Here is a 20,503-nt window from a genome sequence, read left to right as displayed (position 1 = left end):
CATCCTCAATTGCCAATGCATCTTCTGTTAGCATTAAAGGGCGGAAAGGATCGATCATTACTGCCAGTTCTTCCGTACTTTCTTTACCAATCGATTTCTCTACTGTACCCGGGTGCGGTCCGGTCCATGAGGAATTCCACCTGGATGGAGTGTAATCTGACCTTTAACAACACTTTTTCTACTCATAAAATCACCATCCACATAATACAGGACTTCATCACTGTCTACATTACTGTGATTATAAGGTGCAGGAATAGATAAAGGATGGTAGTCAAATTTGCGTGGTACAAAAGAACAGATTACAAAATTGTGTCCTTCAAAAGTCTGATGTACTGGTGGTGGCTGATGAAGACGGCCTGTAATCGGTTCGAAATCATGGATAGAGAAAGCCCACGGGTAATGGAATCCATCCCAGCCTACAAAATCAAAAGGATGTGTACCATAAGTATAAGGATACATTAGTCCTTGTTTTTTAATCAGGACCTTAAAATCACCGAATTCATCAATAGTTTCCAGGTCGGCAGGTCTTCTGATATCACGTTCACAATAAGGTGAATGTTCCATCAGCTGGCCATATTCATTTCTGTAACGTTTTGGTGACCGGATAGGGCTGAAGCTTTCAAACGATGAATAAAAACGGTTTTTTTCGTCATCAAATTCCAGCTGATAGATGGTACCCCGGGGGATAACCAGGTAATCGCCATAGGCGAAACGGATCTTCCCAAAGCCTGTTTTCAATGTACCAGTACCCTGATGAATGAAAATAACTTCATCAGCCTGACTGTTTTTATAAAAATAATCAGTCATAGATTTTCTTGGCGCAGCGAGCGATATATGCAAGTCACTGTTAACCAGTACTGGTTTTCTGCTTTTCAGATAATCATCTTCCGGAGCGACATTAAAACCGATCAGGGAAGTGTGCTTCAAATGTTTCTCCCTGGCAATTTTTGGCTCTACAGAGTAGGGCTCTCCAAGTGATTTGACGATAGTAGGTGGATGACAATGATAGACAAGCGAATACAAGCTTGAAAATCCTTCAGTGGACACCAGTTCCTCTGCATAAAGCTCACCGTCTGGTTTTCTAAAAACGGTGTGTCTTTTAGGTGGAATGGTTCCTAAGGTATGATAAAAATAGGCATATCTATAGGTTATATATGGTTAAAATAAAGGGATGGATAGAAAACGTGAGAACGTTTAATATACGGGTGCTTTAGAAAAAAGCTTAAATGGAGTATTGTGCAAAAATGATCTTAGAGAGCATAGCATACCTGAATCCGGCCAGTATCTGGCTGGCAATACGATCCTGATATTTTAGTTTGCGCTTTGTCATTGTTGCGAAGGCTAATTTAAGAATTATATTGTTAGCTATCAAATTTCTGCCATATATTCTATTGTCATTTATTTTGCAGGCTTTTATTCATTGTGGCCTAAATTCTCTAGCTTTGACCAGCTATTCGATACATTGTGCTACCAAATTAAAACTATATGAAATTAGTATCCTACAAAACAGAAGACAGAGAACATCTGGGTGTTTTCATTAGCGGACATATCTATAATTTGAATTCATGCGATAAGCAGATCCCAAATGATATGAACGAGTTTTTAAAAGATTCAGAAGTACTGATGGAGCGGGCGGATTGGCGATCGATGCTAAAATCAAATCAGGTGAGATCGAACCTAAAGAAGAAGCGTTTTATGAAGTAGTGGCTCCGGTTCCGCACCCAAGCTCATGCAGAGACGGTTATGCTTTTCGTCAGCATGTTGCCGCAGCGCGCAGAAACCGTAAGGTAGATATGATTCCTGAATTTGATCAGTACCCGATTTTCTATTTTACTAATCACAATGCTATCCAGGGGCCTGGAGAAATTGAATGTATGCCCGATCATTTCCAAAAACTGGATTTTGAACTGGAAGTAGCAGTAGTTATAGGTAAAAAAGGGAGAAACATTAAAGCTGCGGAGGCAGATGCCTATATCGCAGGTTATATGATTATGAATGACATGAGTGCCAGAACATTGCAGATGGAAGAAATGTTATTAAACCTGGGCCCGGCAAAAGGAAAAGATTTTTCTACAGTTATCGGTCCGTGGTTAGTTACTCCTGATGAACTGGAAGAATATAAAAAAAGCCCTAAAGCTGGTCATACTGGAAATAGCTACAAGCTTGAAATGACTTGTACCGTGAACGGAAAACAAGTTTCTGCAGGTAATACAGCTGATATGGACTGGACGTTTGCCGAAATTATTGAGCGTTGTGCTTATGGCGTGGATATTTTGCCAGGTGACGTAATTGGCTCAGGTACAGTAGGAACAGGATGTTTTCTTGAACTTAACGGTACAGGATTATTGAACGACCCTAACTATAAGCCACAATGGTTACAAGACGGAGATGTTGTGGAGATGGAAATTACAGGCCTTGGCCGTTTAAGCAATACAATCCGTAAGGTAGATACTGATTTTTCTATTTTAGCCCTTAAAAAATAATGCTGACAGTTAAAACTTCAGATTTGAGTCCGGCGCAACTGCAAAACTATTTGCAATATGCAGTTGCGCCAAGACCTATATGTTTCGCTACAACTATTGACAAAGAAGGAAATATCAATTTAAGTCCTTTCAGCTTTTTCAATATGTTCAGTCCAATCCGCCTCTTTGTATATTCTCTCCAGCCAGAAGAGTCCGTGATAATACCACTAAACATACCCTCGGGAATGTGCTGGAGGTAAAAGAATGCGTAATCAATATTGTGAACTATCCAATGGTTCAGCAAATGAGTCTGGCTAGTACTGAGTATGCAAAAGGGGTCAACGAATTTGAAAAGGCAGGCTTCACAATGCTTCCTTCGGAGCTGGTTAAACCACCGCGTGTGGCAGAAGCCCCTGTTCAAATGGAGTGTATTGTAACTGAAGTAATTCACCTTGGAGATAACCCCGGTGCTGGCAACCTGATCCTTGCAGAAATAAAGCTGATTCACATTCATGAAGAGATTCTGGATGAAGACGGAAAAATTGATCAGGTAAAGATAGATTTAGTAGCCCGTTTAGGTGGTGACTGGTATTGTCGTGTAACGGCCGATAACTTGTTTAAAGTAGCCAAACCATTGACTACACTGGGAATTGGAGTAGATGCTTTGCCTCATGGTGTGAGAAATTCTTATGTACTCAGTGGTAACGATCTTGGGATGCTGGGGAATATAGAAAAGGTTCCTACAGAAGAAGAGATCGACTTTATCAGAAGCCATTCTGGTGTAAAAGAAGTATTGGATGCTACTATTGGCGATGGCGTAAACCGTCAGCGCGAATTGCATGAATTAGCTAAAGAAATGCTGAGCAGGGGTGAAGTGCTTGACGCACTAAAAGTTGTATTACTGGAAAGCTAAGTATTAAAGAATAAAATCTAAATATTAAAGAATACTAACCGCTTTCATCAGCCGGCTTTTGTAATAAGGATTAAGTGTGGTAACAGTAACCCCATGAGCTTTGCCCGAAGTGGAGTGGATAAACTTTATGGTGTCTCCCTCAATAGCTGCAATGATGCCGACATGTCCTACTACGCGTCGCCTTGGGTTGGTCCCTGTGAAAATAAGCACATCACCAACCTTTGCATTTTCCAGTTTAACAGGAGTCCCCGTCTGATTAAACTCTGTGGAGGAGCGCGGGACATTGAACCCAAAGTTATGGAATACATAACTCACAAAACCCGAACAGTCAAACCCTACTGCAGGATTACTTGATGCATATCTGTAAGGAATACCAATTAGTGTTTTTGCAAAACCTATCAATTGATTAGAGGTCTTATTAGCAACCATCTTTTTGAGAAGTTCCTGATACTTAACAGGTACGGTCTGCGACTTGCCAGATGCGGCAACAAGAACTACGAAGCAGAATAATAACAGGCTTTTCTTCATATATCGTCCGCTAAGTTATCAAAATATTTCACAAAGCAATAAAAAAGCACCCAGTTATCCATCAAACAAACTATCCTTTAATTTCTCCACCCAGTTAACCACCCAACTACCACTAACTCTGAAGGAAATGCGGAACCGCAGTTAATTTTGAGAAATAAAAAAACACCCTGTTGTATTTCTGGCATTAGGGCCCTCGAAGAGGGAACGTGCGCCAGAAATACAACAGGTGTTTTTTTTTATCCCCTAAAAAATCTCTAAGGAGTAGTCACAGCTACAGGAATCACTTTACCGTTGAAAAACTTATGACCAGTCTTCGCAAAATCCGCCACATATTTCCCCATTTCAAAAGCCATTACCGGAGACTGGTACCCTGGAAATGCCTGTTCAAGCATTTCCGTTTGTGCTGACCCTAAAGCCAGGCAATTTACCTTAATCCCACTATCCGCTAATTCAAAAGCGAGACACTCAGTAAGCGTATGTAACGCCCCCTTGCTCGAAGAATAAGCAGCTAAGCCCGGAAACTTAACACTTCCCTGGAAACCGCCCATACTGCCGATATTTACAATATGGCTTCCACTATGCATCAGCGGCAACAGATTCTGAATCATATTAAAATGACCAGTTACATTGCTCTGAAACATGTCATTTAAATCCTTCGCAGAAGTCTCTAAAAATGGCTTATTAATTAATGAACCCGCGTTATTGATCAGAATATCCACTGTACCCAGTCTTTCTTTCAAAAAAGGTACTAATGCAGCATAATCATCATTGACAATATCGAACTCAACTGGCAGCAGTGTGCAATCCGGGTTAATCCCTTTCGCGATTTCTAATAGTTTTCTTAGTTTATCAGCAGACCTGGCAATGCATACCACTTTATTTTCAGTCTGTAACGTAAATTCCAAAGCAGCTTCAAAACCTATTCCGCTGCTTGCTCCTGTTAATACAATATTCATGCTTAATCTTCTTCTGTAATTAGTTGTGTAACAGGATTTTCAATTACATGTAGCCCGTCATTGATCAGTTTTTCATGTTGGGGTTCAACTGAAGCTTTTGCTTCAAGATATGCCCTGATTTCCTGTTCAAGTTCATGATTGGTGCCTTTATAATGAACAATTTCTAAAATCTCCAAAGCACAAAGCCAATCCTGAGCATAAGAGGTTTTCAAAGTTTCAAATAAAGCAGGCAGCCTTTCGTCATCATTGCCGCCTTCCCGGATTAGTCTCTTACAGCGCTGTAAATATTATGAAGTTGACTTGTAGCCTCATCGTAAACAATCTTTTCAGTTTGTTTTTCGCTGATATAAGTAATTTCCTCATAAGCATCCTTATCGGCTGCGCCATTAAAGACAGAAACAATAGTACTTCCAACAGCCATATCATAGGTACCCCATTCTGGCTGGAAAAGAATATTTCCATTGTTTTCTTTAACTGTACAGTCTTCAAAAGTAATCAGAATAACATGATCCCCGTTCTTGTAAACAGCTTTTACAAGACCATTTACAGTAATTCCACTTTCAAAAATCAGCTTAGTAGTATTACCTTCTATGATCCCGGAAGCATAAAGTTCTTCACTTCCAAAATCTTCCAATGCTACAGCGGAGTTTTTCAGTTTACCAACCGGAGATGAAAAACCATCCTTATGATAAAGTTTACCATGACCTTCTAATTGCCTGTCAGCAACTGAAAGTGCTGAAGGGCCTGTAGTTTTGATAAAAGTAAGTTCACCAGCGTCATCTAATCCCAGATCACTGAATATACCAGTTACCTGTAGGCCAGAACTATAAACTGCCGTTGCCGGATTTTTAGAGTCCATTGCTTTGCGTACACTTTCAGCACCACCCTTTCTAAATGCCATTGTATCTGCAAATTGTTCCAGTACATCAATCAGGTTTTGAAAGGTTTCTGTTACAAAAAGCTGTGGCTGCGTTTTAGTAATATCATACGAATATTTAATCGTATCTATGGTATAGGGGGAAGTTTCTTTACATTTTCGGTCATGCAGCTAGAGCTTTCTCCAATAGAAGAAAGAAGACCGGCCCCATATATTTTAGGGTCAGTAAGACTGCCGATCAAACCATATTCTACCGTCCACCAATGTAACCTGCTTAATAAGGCCATTTCTGAAGGCTCGCCCATGTTTGCCGAAATCTCCTGTAATTGTTCTTCAGCTTTGGTAATTTCAAATTCAGGAACATCGACCGCTTCTTTTAAAATAGATAAAGCACGTATAGCTATAGCTTCTATAATTCAAAATCTTTGGCCGAAAACATAGCTTTTGCACCAATAGATCCGATATAACTCAGGTAACTATTATAATCTGCATCTGCAATAATAGGGGCATGGCCAGCTGACTCATGGATAATATCAGGAGCGGGCGTATATTCAATATGGTTAATCTGACGGATGTCAGCAGCAATAACCAGTACATGATAGGCCTGGTATTCCATAAATGCTGCCGGAGGAATGAATCCATCCACAGTAACAGCGCCCCAACCCAATTTCCCCAGGTTGTCATTCATCGTCTGTAAATCCGGGATATACTCAATGCTTAACCCAGCACGCTGTAAACCTTTGATATAAGGATAATAGGCAACATCTTTTAAATAACTGTAATTCTGACGCATTACATAACGCCAAACCGCCTGATCAACCGGCGTATATTTAGCGTAGTTCTGATCTACGATAAACTGCCTCAGATGCTTCGGGAGCTGTGCTACCCGGGGGTTGTTAAAGTCAGTCATTAATCGCTCATTGCCTTTTATATTTGTGTTTGTCTAAAGATAAGGTGGACTACACGATTTATCAAGAAAACCGTGTTCCTTTTACTTCTGGATGATTTATTTTTTTACCTTGAAAGAAAAGTGCTTCTGACTGAAATAGCTAAAAACAGCAAGGATAAGTGTGCAGATAATCTTAGCTATGGTTGGATAGAGATGACAGGTTTCTACCAATACCTTCAGCATAGCGAAATTGAGCAGAATATTCGTAGCTACTACAGTACCATAGCGGAATAACTGGACTCTCCCTTTTAGTTTGGATTGTGTAAATACGAGATATTTATTCAGGGCAAAACCAATGATAAAAGTGATAAAGGACTCGATAATCAGTGCAGCAACGGGAGCTGTAATCATTCCCGGAGGAAAGGGCAGGTCAACGTGTTCCTGATGGAGAATATAATTATAGACGATATAATAAACTATAATCCCGGATGCGGCTGTTGTACCGCCAGATATAATATATCTGAAAGTATGAGGAGATACCCAGCGTGAAAATGGGGGGTAAAAAAAGTCTATAAATCTGAGTACGGCTTTACGCATGGGGTATTAAATTCAATAAAGGGGGCAAGTTAGGAATTGATATCCGATATCGAAAATTAAGCTCATATTAACGGGCTGCAGGAGCGGAAATAAAGTCTATAACTGCACAATATTTATAACCCGGATGAGAACCTATATTTACACCAACCAGACTTAAATTATAACTTGTGCCTAAAATTGTTTTCCGGTGTCCAAGATCCGGAACATTTTTGTCCAGTAATAACATACATACATTAGCGAGTCCTTTAGAAAATCCAAAGGCCAGGTTTTCGGATACAGCTCTTCTTGGGTAATATTTCCAGATTCTATCTGATACTGATCTTCCATCACTTGAATTATGCCCGGCAAGGTTATGTTTTTTCATGTCTTTAGCATGTTGCTGTGAGATCCAGGTCAGTGTTTCGTCCGGACTAAAAAGGGGTAGACCTTTAATGTCCTTTAAATCTTTTTCCAGTCCCCGGTAGTATTTGTCCTTACGGTTCACTTTTAGTTCATTATAATTGCTATACTGCTGCATATCCACATTATATGCCTCTACGAAATCCTGGAAATAGGTGTTGAAAAACTTCGTTCCATCGGTACGTGCCAGATTCATGTAAAAGACGATCTTCTTTTCTTCATCATTAAGGTAACTCGTGTTTTTGGCAGTATTTGCATTTTCGAGTTCTTCGGGTGTCCAGTTTTTAGCAGATGACTGTGCTTTTATAGCATTTGTGCCGAAAAAAAAGAGAAAGAATGCTATAGGGATGAATTTCATGTTAAGGTTAACGTTAGGGAAGCAGATTTAATATCTGCTGTTAACAATAATAAGACCACCCTTTGTAAATATTGAAATTAAGCCAGTGAATATGCAATTATTGCAAGAGCTATGATCAGCAGGTAAATTTTTTTGTTACCGAAATTTATAGTCCAGCCAGTATTACTTTTTCCTACTACATAGAAAAAGCCCCCAATAAGTGTCTGACTTTTTGGGGGCACTCCAATGCGAGAAGGCTTTTTTATAAAGATCCAGTCAATAGTCTGGATTTGTTATTTCTAAGATTATCTCAAAAGGTTTTTCCAGCTTACTTTATTTGCAATCAGTTCTTCCAGATCTTTGATGTCAATTCTTTGTTGCTCCATGCTGTCACGGTGACGAATAGTTACAGTATCATCTTCTAAGGTCTGGTGATCAATAGTGATACAGAAAGGAGTACCGATCGCATCTTGTCTGCGGTAACGTTTGCCAATTGAATCTTTTTCTTCATATACGACATTGTAATCCAGTTTCAGGTTATCCATGATCGTTTTTGCTTTCTCAGGTAAACCGTCTTTCTTAGTCAATGGTAAAATAGCCGCTTTGATCGGAGCAAGACAAGGGTGTAAATGAAGTACAATACGGCTGTCAGTTTTTTCACCTTCGCTCAGATCCTGTTCTTCTTCTTCAAACCAATCATAGTTAATAAGAACATACGATCTAAACCTATTGAAGTTTCAATTACGTAGGGGATGTAATTACCATAAGGTTTGCCATCTTCATTCAGATCATTGTCAAAATATTGCATTTTCTTACCAGAGAATTCCTGGTGCTGTGTTAAATCGAAATCTGTACGACTATGGATACCTTCAACTTCTTTGAAGCCAAATGGGAATTCAAATTCAATATCAGTAGCTGCATTTGCATAGTGTGCAAGTTTAGCATGGTCATGATATTTATATTTTGCAGGATCAGTACCTAAAGCTGTATGCCATTTCAGACGTGCTTCTTTCCAGTACTCAAACCATTTCATTTCTTCGCCCGGGCGTACAAAGAATTGCATTTCCATTTGTTCAAATTCACGCATACGCATGATAAACTGACGTGCAATTACTTCATTTCTGAAAGCTTTACCGATTTGGGCAATACCAAAAGGGATTTTCATCCTTCCTGATTTTTGAACATTCAGGAAATTGACAAAGATACCTTGTGCAGTTTCAGGGCGTAAATACACCTCATCAGCACCTTCGGCCATTGCACCAAACTGCGTACTGAACATCAGGTTAAACTGACGTACATCAGTCCAGTTTCTTGTTCCGCTTACAGGGCAGGCAATTTCATGTTCTTCAATCAGCACTTTAAGCTGCGGCAGGTTTTCAGCTTTGAGGGCATCATCCATGTCAGCCTGTAATTTTGTTGCTTTATCTGTTTTACCGTCTTTTTCATAACGGGTGATTTTATCTTCTAATAACTGGTCAGCACGGTAACGTTTATTCGAATCTTTGTTATCGATCATCGGATCACTGAATCCGTCTACGTGGCCGCTGGCTTTCCATACTTTCGGATGCATAAAAATTGCAGAATCGATCCCTACAATGTTCTCATGCATCTGAACCATAGATTTCCACCAGTAAGTTTTGATGTTATTCTTTAGTTCAGCACCTAACTGACCATAATCATAAACGGCGGCACTTAAGCCATCATAAATTTCGCTGCTTTGAAATACGAAACCATATTCCTTGGCGTGGGAGATCACATTTTTAAATTGTTCGTCGTTATTTGTTTTGGCCATAATACTGCAAATATAGAATTTGGAGGGTAATTTTAGTGTATATTAAATACGAATTATTACTTTTGAATTGATAGTTATCAGCTATCAATCACAATTAAAATTAGCCCATTGAGTATAAAGGTAGAAGGACTGTCAAAAAGATACGGTCAGCAAAAAGCAGTAGACAGTATCAGTTTCGAGGCCTCACCGGGTAAAATCCTTGGTTTTCTGGGGCCCAATGGTGCAGGTAAGTCTACTACAATGCGAATGCTGACAGGTTATTTGCGTCCAACTTCCGGAAAATCCAGTCTGGGCGGGTATGATACACAGCTTCAAAGTCTTGAAATGCGTCGTATTCTTGGATATTTACCAGAGAACACACCGTTATATACTGATATGTATGTCCGTGAATTTCTAACCTTGTTGCTAACTAACACTTATCAACTGTCAGGTACTGAAATTAAAGTTAAAGAGGTTATTGAAAGGGTAGGGCTTGGTGAAGAGCAGCATAAAAAGATTGCTATGCTCAGCAAGGGGTATAAACAGCGTGTAGGATTAGCACAGGCTATTATCCATGATCCAAAGATCTTAATACTCGATGAACCTACTACCGGCTTAGATCCTAATCAGCTATCGGATATCCGTGAGCTGATCCGAAATTTAGGAAAGGATAAAACTGTAGTTCTTTCTACACATATTATGCAGGAGGTTGAAGCACTGTGTGAACAGGTTGTGATTATCAATAAAGGAAAAATTGTAGCAGATTCGTCATTAATTGATCTTAAAAAAACAACATAAAACTGACTCTTTGGAGGATTTGTTCAGGGTGTTAACTAGTTGATATGTAATATTTTGTGTAACTTATTTGGGTTTGGCAGACTTTTTGTTTACTACTTAGAGGATTATATCCGCTAACTTAAATTAGAAAAAATGAAAAGGTTATTTTTACTTACAGCTATAGCAGGAATTTTTGCATTCTCAAACGTTTCAGCTCAAAAAAAGGATCCTGCGATGTCAGGTCAGAAATTAGGTATAGGTGTTGATTTTGCCTTGCCAACAGGTGGTACAAACGATCTGTATAAATTAGGATTTGGTGGATCATTATTATTTCAAACACCAATTGCACAAAGTTTAAATTTCACTGGTAGTGCTGGATTCTTAAGTTTCACTGGTAAGGATTTTGGTGGAATTAAATACCCTAAATACAGTGCTGTACCTTTAAAAGCAGGATTGAGATATTTCTTAGCAGAAAATGTTTTCGTAGGTGGTGAGCTTGGTGCAGCAATAGGAACTAGTTCTGGATCAAGAACTTCATTTATTTATACACCAAATATTGGTGTTGAATTTCCTGTAGCTGACAAGTCTACTATTGAATTAGGTGCTCGTTATGAAGGATGGTCAGGTGATAGAAAAGACAAATCACTTCACTAATTGTACCCAGTTAAAAGTTTCATCGGTTTGAGACTTGCTTATAACTTTGGTATCTAGGAGCGTATTATTTAATAATAACAGGTTTTAAACCTTAATACTCAGCAGCGTCTTAAATGAAAATTTAAGACGCTTTTTTGTGCTCATACTTTTAGGTAGAAGAAATTGATATTTAAATATAAAACAGGCTATTCGGAACAATAGGTTAAGTTTATTCCGCTTAAAATTAATTTTTTGTTATTTGTAATTGCGTTTAAGCTATTTTTTGTTTAATATCGCGAATATTTTAATATCTAAAAAGTTAATTATGAGAAAATTATTTCTATTAACGGCTCTTGCCGGTGTTTTTGCGTTCTCAAACGCGTCTGCACAAAGAACTAAAGGCCCTAAGTTAGGTTTAGGAGCTGATTTTGCTGTGCCAATGGGTAGCTTAAGCGATAGTTACAAGTTTGGTTTTGGAGGATCTCTATTGTTCCAAACTCCAATTGCGGGAAAATTGAACTTTTACAGCTTCCGCTGGTTATCTGAACCTTGTAGGTAAAAGCAATGTGCAGTATCTAGCATTTAATAACAAAGGGGTATACGTTGGTCAGGCTGATGTTCCTAATGCAGGAGTAGTTCCTGTGAAAATTGGTGCAAGATATTTTATTTCTGATAGCTTTTATGCAGGTGGTGAAGTAGGTGCAGCTTTCATAACCGGAGATGGTGGAGGAACTGCTTTTGCCTATTCACCAAGTATTGGTTTTGAATTCCCGCTTGCCAACAAAAATGCAATTGATTTAAGTGCGAAATATGAAGGATGGTCAAAAGAGTCATCAGTAGGGTTTTTTGGATTGAGAGTTGCTTATAACTTTGGCCTTTAGTCCAGGAATTTTTAATTCTTAATATTAACAGCGTCTTAAATGAAAATTTAAGACGCTGTTTTGTGAAAGGAGTTATTGTTGCATATTATCTTTCATATTTCCAGTTTCTGGATTTTCCTTCAGTTATCCACTCCAAAGCTGTATCCATGCGTTTGTTTCTTGTCGCTTCTGTTTTAGCTTCAGAAAACCATTCGAGGTAATCCTTCCTTTTTGAAAAGCTTAACTTCTCAAAATTCACTCCGGCTGCAGGAACTGCAACGAGTCTATCTACAAAATCATCCGGAACCTGTAAGCCTGTTTTAGGAGCGGTATCTTTTTTAGGCAGTTTAATGCCTTCCTTATTTAAAATTACAGCATTTTGTATATAGGTGATCAAAACATCATCACCAGGCAGATCTTCTACAGATTCAAGTTTCCCCAGATGTCCCATCGCATGTTGTTTATCTTCCCCCACAAGGTGATGCAGATTAGGAAGCAGAGCCCCTTTCCAAAAACCAAAAGCACAGTGTTGTTTGAAAGCTGCCATATGACAGACCGGCCCTTTATAATCGAAATGAGGACAGCCCCACTTTATCTTTTCTATAATTTCAGGACAAGCCTCATGAACCAGCATTCTGAGGTGATTTAGTATCGGCTGCGCAAAAACAGCAGCATTATCAATGTAAAGATCGACACGGTTATCAAATTTTTCCATGATACATACGGTTTAATAAATTGGCCTGTATAATTGATTACTAATTTAAGAAAAAGCCGGTCAATCTCCATGGCAAACGCATTAAAAAACAATTTCTAATGCATTTGCCATGTCAACAAGTTAACGTACGAAGAGAAAGTGGTTAACAAGTGTAAGGCATCTATGTTGGTAAGGGGTTGGTAAGGCCATTGGCCTTACCAACCCCTTACCAACATAGATGCCAACCCAGCCACAACCCGGCTCGTGACTGGCTAAATGTTCATGCAGGATGTCTGCAATCTTAAAATTCATACACCTTTTCTTTTAGAACTCTAAAAAATGATCAATTAAAAACATCACTATCAGAAGGAAAAGGAATATCGCATGCTGGAATATGGAATATTTACTAACTTCGGCATCATTATAATTTTTCATGTACGCAGTATTTAAACGCGAATTATTCAGTTTAGTTTATTAAATTCATTAATGGCCTACATCACTATTGGTGTATTCTTATTGGTTTCCGGATTACTTCTTTGGTTTTTTCCGGATACTTCTATTCTTGAATATGGTTACGCTGAGCTGAACGGTTTTTTTAGTCTTACTCCATTTTTATTTATGTTCTTAATCCCTGCTATCACGATGCGTTCATTTGCAGAAGAGCGCAGAGAGGGGACTTACATTTTATTGGCCAGCAGACCGCTGACCGACTGGCAAATCATCCTCGCCAAGTATTTTGCATGCTTTACCCTGGTATTCTTTGCACTGATTCCTACTTTATTATATTACTATTCTATCATACAGCTAGGTATGCCTAAAGGTAATATCGATGGTGGGGCGGTTGCAGGTTCTTACATAGGTTTGCTATTGTTAGGGGCGGCTTTTACAGCGATTGGTATTTTTGCTTCATCCATTACCAAAAACCAGGTTATTGCTTTCGCTGTGGCTGTTTTACTGTCTTTTATTGCTTTATAGTGTTTTTGATTCACTAAGTAAAATTTTCGCTTCCACAGTATTGGAAAATATATTTGTATGGCTGAGTATCAATGAACATTTTCAATCCATGAGCAGAGGCGTTTTGGATACGCGTGATCTGATCTACTTTATAACTTTTATTTTATTATTCCTGGGCATAACCCGCATAGTGATAGGAGGTAGGAAATGGTAAAAAAGAAAATACTTCTTTTCGCTATTCTGCTTATTGTATTGAATATAGCGGCTAACTATTTTTATACCCGTTTCGATTTCACTAAAGATAAAAGGTTTACACTTAATCCCAAATCCAGGGCAGTTTTAGATAAAACCAGGCAGCAGGTTACCATAACTGTATTTTTAGATGGTGAACTTCCTGCCGCTTTTAAACGTTTGCAACGGGCTACAGCAGATTTACTGAATGATTATAAGGCCAATTCTTCTGTGAAGATCAAAGTTGTATTTACTGATCCTATTAGTGGACTGGCAGAACAGGAACGGGATACTGTTTTGAGTAATTTATATAGAATAGGTATTGAACCTACTAATCTGAATATCAAAAACGATGCAGGATTCACACAGAAAACGATCTTTCCAATGGCTATTGTACAGGCCGGAGATAGACAGATTTCAGTTAAACTGCTTCAAAATCTTGACGCAGGGGGGAATTATGAGGAAAATATTAATAACTCTATTCAAAACCTTGAATATGTCTTTACTTCTGCAATTAAAAAAGTAACTACAGGAGAGAATCCGCGCATTGGCTTCACAGAAGGGAATGGAGAGCCTTCCGATCTCTATTTGAGTGATGCGATGAAATCATTGTCTGATAGTTATGAAGTGGGGCGTGTAGATCTGAATCAGATTAGTAAACAAGGATTGGATAAACTCAAAATCCTTTTCATTACTAAACCTCAGCATGAGTTTTCGGAAGCTGTAAAATACAAGATCAACTATTTTGTAATGAATGGTGGCAGGGTAGTCTGGAGTATTGACCAGGTAAGTGCTAGCCTGGACAGCTTAAGAGGTAAAGGAGAACAATTGGCCTTTAATAATAAACTGAATCTGGATGATATGCTGTTTATGTATGGCGCAAGGATAAATTATAACCTGGTGGCAGATTTAAATTGTGCAGAAATTCCAATAGCGATGAGTGGAGGGACAGGGCGTGATATTCAAATGGCTCCGTGGATTTATTACCCGGTGCTGGTTCCGGATACTTCAAATAATATGGTCAGAAATATTGATGGGGTAAAAACAGAGTTTTTAAGCACAGTAGATACCATTGGAGTAAAAGGAGTACATAAAACGGCTATTCTTCGTACATCGCCTTATCATGTAGTATACAATACGCCAAAACTTTTATCCTTAGGGATTGTCGCAGAGGCACCGGATCAGAAATTATATTCAAATCCTCCTCAAAATGCGGCGGTTTTACTGGAAGGGGGGGTTTCCGTCTGTCTTTGTAAACCGGGCAGTTCCGGCGGGGATTACAGAGAATTATGGGTACTGCCGGGCAAAGTAAAAAGACCAGGATGATTGTTATTGGTGATGGGGATATTTTCCTGAACCAGGTGAGCGGGCGTGATGGTTCTGTTTTTCCGCTGGGTTTTGACAGATATACCCAAAGAAATTTTGGGAACAAGGCTTTTCTGCTAAATGTTGCAGATTATTTGTCCAGTGACGATAATTTGATTGAATTAAGGAATAAAGAGGTTAAGGTCAGGCTACTGGATAAACAGCTTTTAAGACAATCAAAAACTAAATGGCAGTTTATTAACCTTATATTGCCCTTATTACTGTTAATATCGTTCGCAATTTTTCAACATTATTACCGCAAGTATAAGTATGCAAGGTAATTTTTATATTTTTGAGAACTGACATAATCATATTATGAGATTTATTGTATCCACATCAACGCTATTAAAACATTTACAAACGGTTAATGGTGCTTCAAGCAGCAGTACTGTTTTGCCGATACTGGAAAATTTCCTTTTCGAGATTAGACGGAAGTTTAACTATTTCCGCTACAGATTTGCAGACAAGTATGACTACTTCTTTACCTGTTGAATCAAAAGAGGGCGGAAAAGTTGCTGTACCTTCAAGAATCTTATTAGATACATTGAAAACACTTCCTGATCAGCCTATATCTTTCAACATTGATGATGCTACATTTTCTATTGAAATTAGCGCCGGTGACGGAAAGTACAAACTGAGTGGCGAAAACGGAGATGATTTTCCTAAAATCCCGGTAGTAGAAAACGCTTCTTCGGTAAACCTGCCTGCTTCAGTTTTAACAGAAGCGATTACCAAAACTATTTTTGCTGTAAGTAACGACGAACTTCGTCCGGCAATGACGGGTGTTTTTTGCCAGTTATCTGATCAGTTTATCACTTTTGTAGCTACAGATGCTCACAAATTGGTAAGATACAGACGTATGGACAGCAAAGCAGATAAAACAGCTTCGTTCATTCTGCCTAAAAAAGCATTGACTTTATTAAAAGCGGCTTTACCTTCAACAGATATTAATGTATCAGTTGATTACAATGCAACCAGTGCATTCTTCAAATTTGAGAATATCAACCTGGTATGTCGTTTAATCGATGAGCGTTACCCTGATTATGAAGCAGTAATCCCTGCTAACAATCCTAATAAATTAATTATCGACAGGGCTTTATTCCTGAACACTTTACGTCGTGTGGTTATTTTCGCTAATAAAACAACTCACCAGGTAAGGTTAAAAATCAACGGAAGTGAATTAAATATCTCTTCTGAAGATCTTGACTTTGCAAATGAAGCTCATGAGCGTTTAAGCTGTCAGTATGAAGGTGAAGATCTTGAAATTGGCTTCAATGCACGTTTCCTGATCGAGATGTTAAGCAACCTTTCTGGTGAAGAAGTAACTTTAGAGCTTTCTACACCTAACCGTGCTGGTTTATTAATTCCTCAAACCAATGACGAGAACGAAGATGTCCTGATGCTGGTTATGCCAGTTATGCTGAACAACTATAATTAATTTTATAAATAAATTACCTGAACGTCATTATAAGCGAAAATAAACACGCTATAATGACGTTTGCTATGTAACAATATGGACATCATCAATCAGCTGATACAGTTTATTCTGCACACGGATGTAGAATTGGTTAAGCTGGTAAGTAATTACCAGACCTGGACCTATCTTATTTTATTCCTAATTATTTTTGCCGAAACCGGATTTGTAGTGACTCCATTTTTACCTGGTGATTCTATGCTGTTCGCAGTAGGAGCTTTAATTGCCAAAGGAAACACTGGTCTGGATATCTGGATCATGTTCTTAATTTTAGCTATTGCAGCTATATTGGGCAATAGCTTAAATTACCGTTTAGGTAGCTTTTTCGGTGTGAAAGTTTTCAAGGAAGGTAATAAAATCCTAAAGCTTGAGTATTATAATAAATCACATATGTTCTTTGAAAAACATGGTGGTAAAGCAATAATTTTCAGCCGTTTTCTGCCAATTTTCAGAACTATAGCTCCTTTTGTTGCTGGTGTGGCAAAAATGCCGTTTGGCAGATTTACCTATTACAATATCATTGGGGGAATAGGATGGATTGCAAGTTTACTTTTCGCAGGATTTTTACTGGGACAGATTCCAATCGTCAGAGATAACTTCTCTATCGTAATTATCTTTATCGCAGTAGTGACGTTTGCACCAGTAATTTTTGCAGCGGTAAAATCAAGATTCAAAACCAAAGAAATCGTAGAGAGCTAGTTTTCTCTGCCTATAATTTTTCCAGAGCTGAACTTTCTGTTCAGCTCTGTTATTTCTCTTTCTGCTGCCGGATCCGGCGATACCTTAATCATCTTTTCCAGTTTTGGCTGTCCTGCATCCACCCATGCAGAATACCAAAAGGAACCAATCGCTAAAATGGAAGCACGCATTTGCCGTTCAACCATTTGATTCATCCTGTTATGATAAGCGCTTGAATAGGCTAAGGCGTATTGTCTGATCACCTGTTTTCCTTTTTGAATAACTGTATTTCCGGTAAGCCGGAAAACTCCTGTTTAAATTAGCTTCAATAATTAAAACGCTGTCAACAAGCTGATGGGTATGACTGATAATCTTCCAGGTTTCTTTTAATGGGTCTTCAATGTAAACTGCTCTTCCTACCAGGAAACTATAGGTTTCTGCAAATAATTCGGGTAAACGGCTTTCCCAGAAAGCATGGATACCCGGCTGATTGCTGAGCTGACCATTATGGTTTTCAGTAGTATGTAAGGGAACGTGGGCGTCTGCAAGGTAATGACCTAAATAAGCAGAATGGATCAGGATTTTTAAAGAATCCCTTATTTTAAAGGCGTTGACCAATTGATAATAGGTACGCTGAATTTGCCATGGTAATATGCCGTTTTTGGCTAGTTTTTCAGATCCATATTTTTTTACAGCATCGTTCCATTTCCGGGGGATACTGTCAATCTGCAGCTCATATACTTCGACATCGAGATAATGCCTGGGGGGGGCTTCTGTGTATCTGCATAACGCCTTTTGTCTGCGTCTGTGGCATGATCTGCGAGATACTGTATGTTTGATTTGTAAAACCTGCTCATTCCGGAAGGGAGGATAAATACCGCGAGCCGGTTAATGCGGATATGAGCAAAAAAGCCCCATGAACCTGTCAGTAAAATCAGGGCTAAAAAAAATACGAAAATGAAAGGTCTTTTCATTTTCGTAAATTTAATTCTAAACAAGAATATCGTGGTAATTTATTTTAGTCTATTGCTTTCCCCTTCATGGCTTTGGAAACAGCCATGTCCATTAATCGCTCTGCGAAAGGACGGGTAAATTCATTCAGTTCATCTGCTATTTTAAGGATAGTATCTTTATGTCCTTCGGCTAAAGCATCTCTTAAAGCAGTGATATGAATTTTCGTGTTTTCTAATTCTTCTGTGGTTAATATAAAGCTGTTTTTATCAATAAACCGCTCTGCGGTATAAACCAGCTGTTCACCTTCTCCACGTGCCTCGATCAGCATTCTTTGTGCTACGTCACTCTCCGCATGTGTAATACTGTCAATCAGCATTTTTTCTACGGTATCGTCTGTAAGACCATAACTGGGGGTAATATCTATTTCCTGTTTCACACCCGAACGTAATTCAATTGCCTGAACGGTTAATATTCCGTCCGCATTCAGGATAAAGTTGATATCGACTTTTGGCATTCCGGCTGGCATAGAAGGGATGCCTTTTAAATCAAACTCTGCTAATTTCCTGTTTTCTTTAACCAGATCACGTTCTCCCTGGTAAACAGAGATCTTCATATTGACCTGACCATCGATAGAGGTCGTATACTGACGACCTGCTTTAGTTGGTACTTTCGCATTTCTGGCAATGATTACATCCATTAATCCGCCCATGGTTTCGATTCCAAGAGAGAGTGGGGTAACATCCAGTAAAAGTATATCTGAGCGGTTACCGGCAAGGATATCAGCTTGTATCGCTGCACCAAGGGCTACTACCTCATCGGGTTAATCTGGTCATGCGGCTGGCGGCCAAAGAAAGCTGCTACCTGTTCTTTTACATAAGGTGTACGGGTAGATCCGCCTACCATAACTACTTCCTCAATATCAGTAATAGTTAATTTGGCATCTTTCAAAGCTTGTTTACAAGAGTTCAGTGTTTCAGTGACTTTGGCTTCGATTAATTCCTGGAAAGTATGTCTGTCAAGCGTATACCAGATTTCACCTGATTTTTCATTGAACAGGTTTTGGGTACTTAATGCTTTTTTAGCTTCTTCAGCTTTTAAACGGAGCTGCTGCATTAAACCTGAATCTATAGTTGCTGTATCCAGTTTATTTTTTTCAATCCAGTAATGAACAATTGCACGGTCAAAATCATCTCCGCCAAGGAAAGTGTTTCCATTAGTTGAAAGTACTTCAAATATGCCGTTCTGAATAGCAAGGATAGAAACATCAAATGTTCCGCCTCCCAAATCATAAACTGCAATAGTTTTTTTTTTTTCTGTAGGATCAAGACCTATTCCGTAAGCTAAACTTGCAGCAGTTGGCTCATTGACAATTCTTAATACATCTAATCCTGCCAAACGGCCCGCATCTCTTGTTGCCTGGCGCTGGCTATCATTAAAATAGGCAGGCACGGTAATCACCGCACGGTTAACGGGTGTTTTTAACGCATGTTCTGCTCTGGCTTTAAGTTCTTTTAAGATTTCTGCTGATAACTCAATAGGGGTATAGAATTTATCACCGGCCTGTATTTTAACCAGTGAATCATTACCTTCATCTATCAGTTTGTAAGAAAATGTATCCTGATGACCTGCAATATCTTTATAAGATCTGCCTAATAAACGTTTAACCGAAAATATAGTATTAGCTGGATCTGTAATCAGAAATTCTCTGGCTTCATTACCCACTAAGGTATCTCCCGCAGCATTGAAATGGACAATAGAAGGAACTAACAACCCTTTTCCTGTGTCATTTATAACTTTAGGATTTTTGTCAGGATCAATAAAGCAACCAGACTATTGGTTGTCCCTAAATCAATACCTACAATGATCTCTTCTTTTTGTAAAGAACCTGTTGCCAGGTTGATGGATATCTTTGCCATAATTACGGCAAATTTAGAATGTTTTGTCCTTATTTAGTGTATTAAGGTTGTAATGTTTTGCCCAAATCCTTCTTATGCAGATTAAATACCCATAAAACGATGTCCTGGTAGCTGTCTGTTCCTTTACTCTGATTATTGATTTTAAGGAATTTGTCAAATGCAGCACCTAAGTATCCCGACATTTCAGAATTGTATTTTTTCCAGAATTCCTGCTCCAAGGCGAAATCAGCAAGTGTAG

General features: G+C 38.7%; 25 protein-coding genes and 4 pseudogenes. 12 read left to right on the top strand and 17 right to left on the bottom strand.

Annotation, left to right across the window (positions count from 1 at the left end):
- Positions 1 to 99 precede the first annotated feature (99 nt).
- A complete protein-coding gene (locus ACWYN3_RS20755; protein ID WP_456222818.1) occupies positions 100 to 1,047 on the bottom strand; it encodes a homogentisate 1,2-dioxygenase in 948 nt (315 codons plus the stop codon).
- 438 nt (positions 1,048 to 1,485) lie between these two features.
- Here ACWYN3_RS20755 and ACWYN3_RS20750 point away from each other — a divergent pair, with 438 nt between their 5' ends.
- From ACWYN3_RS20750 to ACWYN3_RS20740, 3 genes are all read left to right on the top strand, one after another.
- Positions 1,486 to 1,704 carry a hypothetical protein gene (locus ACWYN3_RS20750; protein ID WP_456222817.1) on the top strand — a complete coding sequence of 73 codons (219 nt, stop codon included), beginning with the start codon at positions 1,486 to 1,488 and terminating at the stop codon, positions 1,702 to 1,704.
- On the top strand, positions 1,638 to 2,483 hold the full coding sequence (locus tag ACWYN3_RS20745) for a fumarylacetoacetate hydrolase family protein (protein ID WP_456222816.1): 846 nt from the start codon (positions 1,638 to 1,640) through the stop codon (positions 2,481 to 2,483). The genes ACWYN3_RS20750 and ACWYN3_RS20745 overlap by 67 nt, the downstream gene beginning before the upstream one ends.
- A 169-nt stretch (positions 2,484 to 2,652) precedes the next feature.
- Positions 2,653 to 3,375 (top strand): flavin reductase family protein, encoded by a 723-nt coding sequence (locus ACWYN3_RS20740; protein WP_456223092.1) that lies wholly within the window; start codon positions 2,653 to 2,655, stop codon positions 3,373 to 3,375.
- Between the two features lie 24 nt (positions 3,376 to 3,399).
- On the opposite strand, the gene ACWYN3_RS20735 is transcribed toward ACWYN3_RS20740, so the two are convergent.
- From ACWYN3_RS20735 to ACWYN3_RS20695, 9 genes and pseudogenes are all read right to left on the bottom strand, one after another.
- Positions 3,400 to 3,903 (bottom strand): C40 family peptidase, encoded by a 504-nt coding sequence (locus ACWYN3_RS20735; RefSeq protein ID WP_456222815.1) that lies wholly within the window; start codon positions 3,901 to 3,903, stop codon positions 3,400 to 3,402.
- Between the two features lie 254 nt (positions 3,904 to 4,157).
- Entirely contained in the window at positions 4,158 to 4,859 is a 702-nt protein-coding gene (locus ACWYN3_RS20730; RefSeq protein ID WP_456222814.1) for an SDR family oxidoreductase, read from the bottom strand.
- 2 nt (positions 4,860 to 4,861) lie between these two features.
- Entirely contained in the window at positions 4,862 to 5,071 is a 210-nt protein-coding gene (locus ACWYN3_RS20725) for a hypothetical protein (protein WP_456222813.1), read from the bottom strand.
- Positions 5,072 to 5,121: 50 nt separating this feature from the next.
- Positions 5,122 to 5,760, bottom strand: a complete 639-nt coding sequence (locus tag ACWYN3_RS20720) for a hypothetical protein (RefSeq protein WP_456222812.1) — start codon at positions 5,758 to 5,760, stop codon at positions 5,122 to 5,124.
- A 104-nt stretch (positions 5,761 to 5,864) separates the two neighbouring features.
- Complete coding sequence (locus ACWYN3_RS20715; RefSeq protein ID WP_456222811.1) at positions 5,865 to 6,041, bottom strand: hypothetical protein; 177 nt, start codon at positions 6,039 to 6,041, stop codon at positions 5,865 to 5,867.
- Positions 6,042 to 6,145: 104 nt separating this feature from the next.
- Entirely contained in the window at positions 6,146 to 6,646 is a 501-nt protein-coding gene (locus ACWYN3_RS20710; RefSeq protein WP_456222810.1) for a hypothetical protein, read from the bottom strand.
- A 96-nt stretch (positions 6,647 to 6,742) separates the two neighbouring features.
- Positions 6,743 to 7,222: a GtrA family protein gene (locus ACWYN3_RS20705; RefSeq protein WP_456222809.1), complete on the bottom strand. Its 480-nt coding sequence runs from the start codon at positions 7,220 to 7,222 to the stop codon at positions 6,743 to 6,745.
- A 67-nt stretch (positions 7,223 to 7,289) separates the two neighbouring features.
- Entirely contained in the window at positions 7,290 to 7,979 is a 690-nt protein-coding gene (locus tag ACWYN3_RS20700) for a CAP domain-containing protein (protein WP_456222808.1), read from the bottom strand.
- Between the two features lie 284 nt (positions 7,980 to 8,263).
- A pseudogene (locus tag ACWYN3_RS20695) lies at positions 8,264 to 9,750 on the bottom strand (glycine--tRNA ligase).
- A 108-nt stretch (positions 9,751 to 9,858) separates the two neighbouring features.
- On the opposite strand from ACWYN3_RS20695, the pseudogene ACWYN3_RS20690 reads away from it, so the two are divergent.
- The 4 genes and pseudogenes from ACWYN3_RS20690 to ACWYN3_RS20675 all read left to right on the top strand — a co-directional run bounded on the left by ACWYN3_RS20690 (position 9,859) and on the right by ACWYN3_RS20675 (position 12,020).
- Positions 9,859 to 10,570, top strand: a pseudogene (locus ACWYN3_RS20690) (ATP-binding cassette domain-containing protein).
- Positions 10,571 to 10,659: 89 nt separating this feature from the next.
- Positions 10,660 to 11,160 (top strand): hypothetical protein, encoded by a 501-nt coding sequence (locus ACWYN3_RS20685; protein ID WP_456222807.1) that lies wholly within the window; start codon positions 10,660 to 10,662, stop codon positions 11,158 to 11,160.
- A 304-nt stretch (positions 11,161 to 11,464) separates the two neighbouring features.
- On the top strand, positions 11,465 to 11,698 hold the full coding sequence (locus tag ACWYN3_RS20680; RefSeq protein ID WP_456222806.1) for a hypothetical protein: 234 nt from the start codon (positions 11,465 to 11,467) through the stop codon (positions 11,696 to 11,698).
- A gap of 7 nt (positions 11,699 to 11,705) precedes the next feature.
- The gene (locus tag ACWYN3_RS20675) at positions 11,706 to 12,020 is read left to right on the top strand and encodes a hypothetical protein (RefSeq protein WP_456222805.1); all 315 of its coding nucleotides are present in this window, start codon (positions 11,706 to 11,708) and stop codon (positions 12,018 to 12,020) included.
- An 85-nt stretch (positions 12,021 to 12,105) separates the two neighbouring features.
- Here the strand turns inward: ACWYN3_RS20675 and ACWYN3_RS20670 are convergent, their stop codons facing one another.
- On the bottom strand, positions 12,106 to 12,714 hold the full coding sequence (locus tag ACWYN3_RS20670; RefSeq protein ID WP_456222804.1) for a YdeI/OmpD-associated family protein: 609 nt from the start codon (positions 12,712 to 12,714) through the stop codon (positions 12,106 to 12,108).
- A gap of 465 nt (positions 12,715 to 13,179) precedes the next feature.
- Between ACWYN3_RS20670 and ACWYN3_RS20665 the strand changes: the two genes are divergently transcribed.
- The 5 genes and pseudogenes from ACWYN3_RS20665 to ACWYN3_RS20645 all read left to right on the top strand — a co-directional run bounded on the left by ACWYN3_RS20665 (position 13,180) and on the right by ACWYN3_RS20645 (position 17,416).
- Complete coding sequence (locus ACWYN3_RS20665) at positions 13,180 to 13,668, top strand: ABC transporter permease (RefSeq protein ID WP_456222803.1); 489 nt, start codon at positions 13,180 to 13,182, stop codon at positions 13,666 to 13,668.
- 186 nt (positions 13,669 to 13,854) lie between these two features.
- Entirely contained in the window at positions 13,855 to 15,204 is a 1,350-nt protein-coding gene (locus ACWYN3_RS20660; RefSeq protein ID WP_456222802.1) for a Gldg family protein, read from the top strand.
- Positions 15,168 to 15,524, top strand: a complete 357-nt coding sequence (locus tag ACWYN3_RS20655) for a Gldg family protein (protein ID WP_456222801.1) — start codon at positions 15,168 to 15,170, stop codon at positions 15,522 to 15,524. The genes ACWYN3_RS20660 and ACWYN3_RS20655 overlap by 37 nt, the downstream gene beginning before the upstream one ends.
- Positions 15,525 to 15,558: 34 nt before the next feature.
- Positions 15,559 to 16,681: pseudogene (gene dnaN / locus ACWYN3_RS20650) on the top strand (DNA polymerase III subunit beta).
- A 75-nt stretch (positions 16,682 to 16,756) separates the two neighbouring features.
- Positions 16,757 to 17,416 (top strand): VTT domain-containing protein, encoded by a 660-nt coding sequence (locus ACWYN3_RS20645; RefSeq protein ID WP_456222800.1) that lies wholly within the window; start codon positions 16,757 to 16,759, stop codon positions 17,414 to 17,416.
- Here the strand turns inward: ACWYN3_RS20645 and ACWYN3_RS20640 are convergent.
- The 6 genes and pseudogenes from ACWYN3_RS20640 to ACWYN3_RS20615 form a co-directional block, all read right to left on the bottom strand.
- Positions 17,413 to 17,610 (bottom strand): hypothetical protein, encoded by a 198-nt coding sequence (locus ACWYN3_RS20640; RefSeq protein WP_456222799.1) that lies wholly within the window; start codon positions 17,608 to 17,610, stop codon positions 17,413 to 17,415. The genes ACWYN3_RS20645 and ACWYN3_RS20640 overlap by 4 nt on opposite strands.
- Before the next feature lie 4 nt (positions 17,611 to 17,614).
- On the bottom strand, positions 17,615 to 18,013 hold the full coding sequence (locus tag ACWYN3_RS20635; protein ID WP_456222798.1) for a hypothetical protein: 399 nt from the start codon (positions 18,011 to 18,013) through the stop codon (positions 17,615 to 17,617).
- Positions 18,014 to 18,084: 71 nt separating this feature from the next.
- Positions 18,085 to 18,369 carry a hypothetical protein gene (locus ACWYN3_RS20630; protein WP_456222797.1) on the bottom strand — a complete coding sequence of 95 codons (285 nt, stop codon included), beginning with the start codon at positions 18,367 to 18,369 and terminating at the stop codon, positions 18,085 to 18,087.
- A 44-nt stretch (positions 18,370 to 18,413) separates the two neighbouring features.
- A pseudogene (hscA, locus tag ACWYN3_RS20625) lies at positions 18,414 to 20,119 on the bottom strand (Fe-S protein assembly chaperone HscA).
- 17 nt (positions 20,120 to 20,136) lie between these two features.
- Entirely contained in the window at positions 20,137 to 20,265 is a 129-nt protein-coding gene (locus ACWYN3_RS20620; RefSeq protein ID WP_456222796.1) for a hypothetical protein, read from the bottom strand.
- A gap of 41 nt (positions 20,266 to 20,306) precedes the next feature.
- Positions 20,307 to 20,483: a DUF3810 family protein gene (locus ACWYN3_RS20615; protein WP_456222795.1), complete on the bottom strand. Its 177-nt coding sequence runs from the start codon at positions 20,481 to 20,483 to the stop codon at positions 20,307 to 20,309.
- Positions 20,484 to 20,503: the final 20 nt, after the last annotated feature.

It is taken from the genome of Pedobacter sp. NJ-S-72 (assembly GCF_053890575.1).
The sequence above is the reverse complement of the archived record's forward strand: the minus strand, read 5'-3'. Positions and strand labels throughout refer to the sequence as shown.

What these genes read in the sequence shown, in the direction of transcription:
- ACWYN3_RS20750 (WP_456222817.1), top strand. Translation starts at nt 1,486, where the DNA reads ATGAAATTAGTATCCTACAAAACAGAAGACAGAGAACATCTGGGTGTT.
- ACWYN3_RS20735 (WP_456222815.1), bottom strand. Translation starts at nt 3,903, where the DNA reads ATGAAGAAAAGCCTGTTATTATTCTGCTTCGTAGTTCTTGTTGCCGCA.
- ACWYN3_RS20730 (WP_456222814.1), bottom strand. Translation starts at nt 4,859, where the DNA reads ATGAATATTGTATTAACAGGAGCAAGCAGCGGAATAGGTTTTGAAGCT.
- ACWYN3_RS20720 (WP_456222812.1), bottom strand. Translation starts at nt 5,760, where the DNA reads ATGGCATTTAGAAAGGGTGGTGCTGAAAGTGTACGCAAAGCAATGGAC.
- ACWYN3_RS20715 (WP_456222811.1), bottom strand. Translation starts at nt 6,041, where the DNA reads ATGGGCGAGCCTTCAGAAATGGCCTTATTAAGCAGGTTACATTGGTGG.
- ACWYN3_RS20710 (WP_456222810.1), bottom strand. Translation starts at nt 6,646, where the DNA reads ATGACTGACTTTAACAACCCCCGGGTAGCACAGCTCCCGAAGCATCTG.
- ACWYN3_RS20705 (WP_456222809.1), bottom strand. Translation starts at nt 7,222, where the DNA reads ATGCGTAAAGCCGTACTCAGATTTATAGACTTTTTTTACCCCCCATTT.
- ACWYN3_RS20700 (WP_456222808.1), bottom strand. Translation starts at nt 7,979, where the DNA reads ATGAAATTCATCCCTATAGCATTCTTTCTCTTTTTTTTCGGCACAAAT.
- ACWYN3_RS20685 (WP_456222807.1), top strand. Translation starts at nt 10,660, where the DNA reads ATGAAAAGGTTATTTTTACTTACAGCTATAGCAGGAATTTTTGCATTC.
- ACWYN3_RS20680 (WP_456222806.1), top strand. Translation starts at nt 11,465, where the DNA reads ATGAGAAAATTATTTCTATTAACGGCTCTTGCCGGTGTTTTTGCGTTC.
- ACWYN3_RS20670 (WP_456222804.1), bottom strand. Translation starts at nt 12,714, where the DNA reads ATGGAAAAATTTGATAACCGTGTCGATCTTTACATTGATAATGCTGCT.
- ACWYN3_RS20665 (WP_456222803.1), top strand. Translation starts at nt 13,180, where the DNA reads ATGGCCTACATCACTATTGGTGTATTCTTATTGGTTTCCGGATTACTT.
- ACWYN3_RS20660 (WP_456222802.1), top strand. Translation starts at nt 13,855, where the DNA reads ATGGTAAAAAAGAAAATACTTCTTTTCGCTATTCTGCTTATTGTATTG.
- ACWYN3_RS20655 (WP_456222801.1), top strand. Translation starts at nt 15,168, where the DNA reads ATGGGTACTGCCGGGCAAAGTAAAAAGACCAGGATGATTGTTATTGGT.
- ACWYN3_RS20645 (WP_456222800.1), top strand. Translation starts at nt 16,757, where the DNA reads ATGGACATCATCAATCAGCTGATACAGTTTATTCTGCACACGGATGTA.
- ACWYN3_RS20640 (WP_456222799.1), bottom strand. Translation starts at nt 17,610, where the DNA reads ATGAATCAAATGGTTGAACGGCAAATGCGTGCTTCCATTTTAGCGATT.
- ACWYN3_RS20630 (WP_456222797.1), bottom strand. Translation starts at nt 18,369, where the DNA reads ATGAAAAGACCTTTCATTTTCGTATTTTTTTTAGCCCTGATTTTACTG.
- ACWYN3_RS20620 (WP_456222796.1), bottom strand. Translation starts at nt 20,265, where the DNA reads ATGGCAAAGATATCCATCAACCTGGCAACAGGTTCTTTACAAAAAGAA.